At 40.4% G+C, this 3,857-nt stretch carries 4 protein-coding genes; all 4 read left to right on the top strand.

Features of this window, described 5'->3' with window-relative positions; genetic code table 11:
- The first annotated feature begins 114 nt into the window (after window positions 1-114).
- From V7659_RS19195 to V7659_RS19210, 4 genes are read left to right on the top strand one after another with little or no spacing between them, the layout of a single operon-like run.
- Window positions 115-786, top strand: a complete 672-nt coding sequence (locus V7659_RS19195) for a Yip1 family protein (protein ID WP_335541455.1) — start codon at window positions 115-117, stop codon at window positions 784-786.
- Window positions 786-1,907 carry an efflux RND transporter periplasmic adaptor subunit gene (locus V7659_RS19200; protein WP_335541457.1) on the top strand — a complete coding sequence of 374 codons (1,122 nt, stop codon included), beginning with the start codon at window positions 786-788 and terminating at the stop codon, window positions 1,905-1,907. The genes V7659_RS19195 and V7659_RS19200 overlap by 1 nt, the downstream gene beginning before the upstream one ends.
- Window positions 1,904-2,596, top strand: coding sequence for an ABC transporter ATP-binding protein (locus V7659_RS19205; protein ID WP_335541459.1), 693 nt, complete (start codon window positions 1,904-1,906; stop codon window positions 2,594-2,596). Before V7659_RS19200 ends, V7659_RS19205 begins: the two co-directional genes overlap by 4 nt.
- Entirely contained in the window at window positions 2,593-3,786 is a 1,194-nt protein-coding gene (locus tag V7659_RS19210; RefSeq protein WP_335541460.1) for an ABC transporter permease, read from the top strand. Before V7659_RS19205 ends, V7659_RS19210 begins: the two co-directional genes overlap by 4 nt.
- Window positions 3,787-3,857 lie beyond the last annotated feature (71 nt).

Below are 3,857 nucleotides of genomic sequence, written 5' to 3' on the forward strand. Positions count from 1 at the left end.
TCTTTTTGGTGTCAAGCACCAGATGGGTCCATTGAAAAAAAATGAAACTTTTGGCTTAGTTTGTCGTATACTTAAATGGAATAATTTACATAAATGAGAGAAGGGGTGTTAGATATGGAATTGCAAACAGAAGTAAATATACAAAAAGAGAATCCTAAGTTATTAGGAATGTTTACGAGTCCAGGGGTACAGTTTGAGCGGATTAAGCAAAATCCGAAAATTTGGTTACCACTAACGATTATTAGTATCCTTTATGCCATTGGGATGGCGTTTATGGCACTTTCGCTGGACGCAGCTACTTTAATTGCTCAAGGAGTGCCAGAAGATCAAGTTGATTTGGTGTTAACCATTACAAAGGTAACGGTTGCAGTTACGGGCATCATTACGCCTATTATAGGTGTTTTAGTTAGCAGTGCTATTCAATTAGCGATTGCCAAAATTGCTAGTTCCACTGTTTCTTTTAAACAATTATTATCTATGAATACTTTTATCATGATTATCGGTGCTGCAGGACTTATATTGAATATGGGAATCAGATATGCCATCGGCGGGGATCCAGAAATATATATTACTAGTTTGGCAGGGCTTCTCAATCAGGATAAAGCAGGTGTTTTAGGTTCCATCGAGGTATTTGGGATCTGGTCCGCAATATTGACTGCCTTGGGACTTCATAAAACAGCGCAAATTTCTAAAGGGCTGGCATGGACAATTGCGGTGATTTTCTTCGTAGTTAGTATTGGCTTTGCTTTGGTCGGTACCCTTTTACAGGGAGCGCCGAAGTTATAATGAAGAAGAAAATTTGGATTAGCATTAGCGTAATTTTTTTAATCATCATGATGATTTCTGTAAGTGTCTACCGGCAGGTCCTTGCAAAGGGGCCTTCCGTTAAGACCACGGAAATCAGCCAAGAAGAAATCTCCTCTCTTTTAATGATTCCAGGAACAGTGAAGCTTCCTCAAGAACAAATTGTCTATTCGACACCAGACAAAGGGGAAATCAAGAAATTTCTAGTCAAGGAAGGACAGACGGTCAAAAAAGGTGCAGTCTTGGCCAAATTAGAAAATCTGCAGCTTGAGTTGGAGATTGAGCAGAATAAATTAGCGGTCGAATCAGCTAATTTAAAAATAAACCAAATAGATAAGAAATTAGAGCAACTCGAAGATAAAGAAAAGACGTTAGGGGAGCAGGTTGGAAAAAAGGAAGCGAAAAAACAGCTTTCTCCTGAATTTGAACAGCTTGAGATGGAAAAGGAACTAGCTAACATCGAACTTAAGCAAACAGAACTTCAAAAAGACTTGATTAGTAAACGCCAAGATGAATTAGAGATTAAAAGTACTATAGCTGGTATTGTTTTAACAGCCAAAAAGCCAGCAACATCACTTGATGCAACAAACGAGCCTATTATACATATTGGAAAATTAGCAGGGATGACAGCTTCAGGACTGCTGTCCGAATACGATACGCTTAAAGTTAGCAAAGGTCAAAGGGTGATCATCAAATCAGAGGCATTGCCAGGCAAAGAGTGGCTGGGTGAAATCACGAAGACATCTATTTTGCCAGAGCAGAACCAAGCCAGTTTGCAAAATGGTACACAGGCTGTGCAGTATCCTGTCACAGTAAAGATTTCCGGTGATACTAAAACGTTGAAACCAGGCTTCCAAGTCATTATGGAGATAGAAACAGATAAAAAGACAGCGATGGTCCTGCCGCTCGATGTGCTGTTTGATGAGGGGGATCAGCCCTTTGTATATCTCGTCAAGGATGGAAAGGCGCATAAACAAAATGTAAAAACTGGCATTACATCAGGAAAGAAGATTGAAATCCTTGAAGGTGTTACAAAAGGAGACAAAGTTATCATTAATGGACCTGACAAACTAAAAGATGGGTTGGAAGTGACAGCTAAATGATCAGGCTAGAATCCATCTCAAGATCGTTTTTGTTGGGAAAAGAAAGTGTGCCTGTCCTAAATGGTATCAGTCTATCCATTCATAAAGGTGAATTTGCTGCCATAATGGGTCCTTCTGGCTCTGGAAAGTCAACCTTAATGAATATTATTGGTTGTTTGGATAAACCAACTGCAGGAGAGTATTATCTTGGCGGGGAAAATGTCTCTCATTATAATGACAAGGAATTGGCTAGGGTTAGAAATCAATCGATTGGCTTTGTCTTTCAGCAGTTTCATTTGCTCCCGCGCTTGACGGCCTTAAAAAATGTGGAACTACCAATGATATATGCAGGAATCTCCAAAAAAGAGCGCCAGGCCCGTGCAGAAGAGGCATTAATGAAAGTAGGTCTTGCCGACCGAATGAACCATCTTCCTAATGCTCTATCTGGGGGGCAGAAGCAACGTGTTGCCATAGCGAGAGCCATTGTCAATACACCTAAGATTATTCTGGCGGATGAACCCACGGGTGCTCTTGATTCAAAAACAAGTAAGGACATTATGGAACAATTTAGCGAACTGAATAATGAAGGAGTTACGATTATTATCGTTACCCATGAATCAGAAGTAGCCGAATACGCGAATAGAACAATTATGGTTAGAGATGGAATGATTCAGTCGCCTTTTGAGGGTGTTAGGGGGCCGGCAGGATGAGTTTTATGGAAAATCTTTTTATGGCATTAAGCTCACTAAAAGCCCATAAGATGCGGAGTATTCTAACAATGCTTGGGATTATTATTGGGGTAGGTGCTGTTATTATCGTCGTAGCCATCGGACAGGGCGGGGAAGCGATGCTGAAATCACAAATTACAGGGCCAGGGAATACGATTGAGTTATTTTATCAGCCTTCCGATGAAGAAATACGTGCGAACCCCAATATATTTCAGCAAGCCCCGTTCAAACAGGAAGATATCAGAGCGCTGGAACAAATTTCAGAAATTAAAAGTGTCGTAGCGTCAGGCACCAAATTGTCTTCTGTTAAATTTCAAAAGGATACTGTGGATGCCTCTTCGACTGGAATTAATCAGGCCTATATAAAATTAAATGAGTTGAAAGTTGCTAAGGGAAGGAATTTTTCAGCATCTGATTTTCTTGGGGGCCGCCGTTCAGCATTAATCAGTAATAAATTGCAAGAGGAATTATTTAAAGGGGAAAATCCAGTTGGTAAGGTTGTTAGGGTATCCAATCAACCAATCGAAATCATTGGGGTTTTAGAAAAACCAACTGGGCTTCTTTCATTTGGGTCAATGGAGGTATATCTACCTTTCCAAACGTGGAAAACCATCTATGGCAGTAGTGATTTTACGCAAGTAACCCTGCAAGCAGTGTCGACTGAACAATTGCAGGTTGCAGGTAAAAAGGCTGCTAAGTTATTAAATAATCTGCATAATACGGAAAAATCCTACCAAGTTATCAATATGGAAGAAATCGCTCAAGGGGTAGGCCAAATTACAAAAATCATGACATTAATTATTGGAAGTATAGCAGGAATCTCTTTATTTGTTGGTGGAATTGGTGTTATGAATATCATGCTTGTATCCGTGACCGAGAGAACAAGGGAAATCGGGATTCGTATGGCGTTAGGCGCTACACGAGGGCAGGTGCTGACTCAATTTCTAATTGAATCAATGACACTAACTTTTATAGGCGGTATGCTCGGGATTGTGCTTGGCTGGGGTACGTCCACCGTTGTTAGTTTCTTTGCAGGTTGGCCATCTTTAGTGTCCTGGCAAGTGGTAGTAGGTGGAGTGTTGTTCTCAATGGTTATTGGGATTGTGTTTGGACTACTTCCTGCAAACAAGGCTTCTAAACTTGATCCGATTGATTCCCTGAGATATGAATAAGGACTGATTAGGAAACTAGACCAAGGGTCTACACGAAGGTGTAGGCTTTTTCCTATTATTGCCCTATAATT

The organism is Neobacillus drentensis (assembly GCF_036966985.1).
In the GTDB taxonomy this organism is placed as follows: domain Bacteria; phylum Bacillota; class Bacilli; order Bacillales; family Cytobacillaceae; genus Neobacillus; species Neobacillus drentensis_E.

Excerpts from the sequence above, each read along its gene's own strand:
- V7659_RS19200 (WP_335541457.1), top strand. The coding sequence starts at position 786 with ATGAAGAAGAAAATTTGGATTAGCATTAGCGTAATTTTTTTAATCATC.
- V7659_RS19210 (WP_335541460.1), top strand. The coding sequence starts at position 2,593 with ATGAGTTTTATGGAAAATCTTTTTATGGCATTAAGCTCACTAAAAGCC.
- V7659_RS19205 (WP_335541459.1), top strand. The coding sequence starts at position 1,904 with ATGATCAGGCTAGAATCCATCTCAAGATCGTTTTTGTTGGGAAAAGAA.
- V7659_RS19195 (WP_335541455.1), top strand. The coding sequence starts at position 115 with ATGGAATTGCAAACAGAAGTAAATATACAAAAAGAGAATCCTAAGTTA.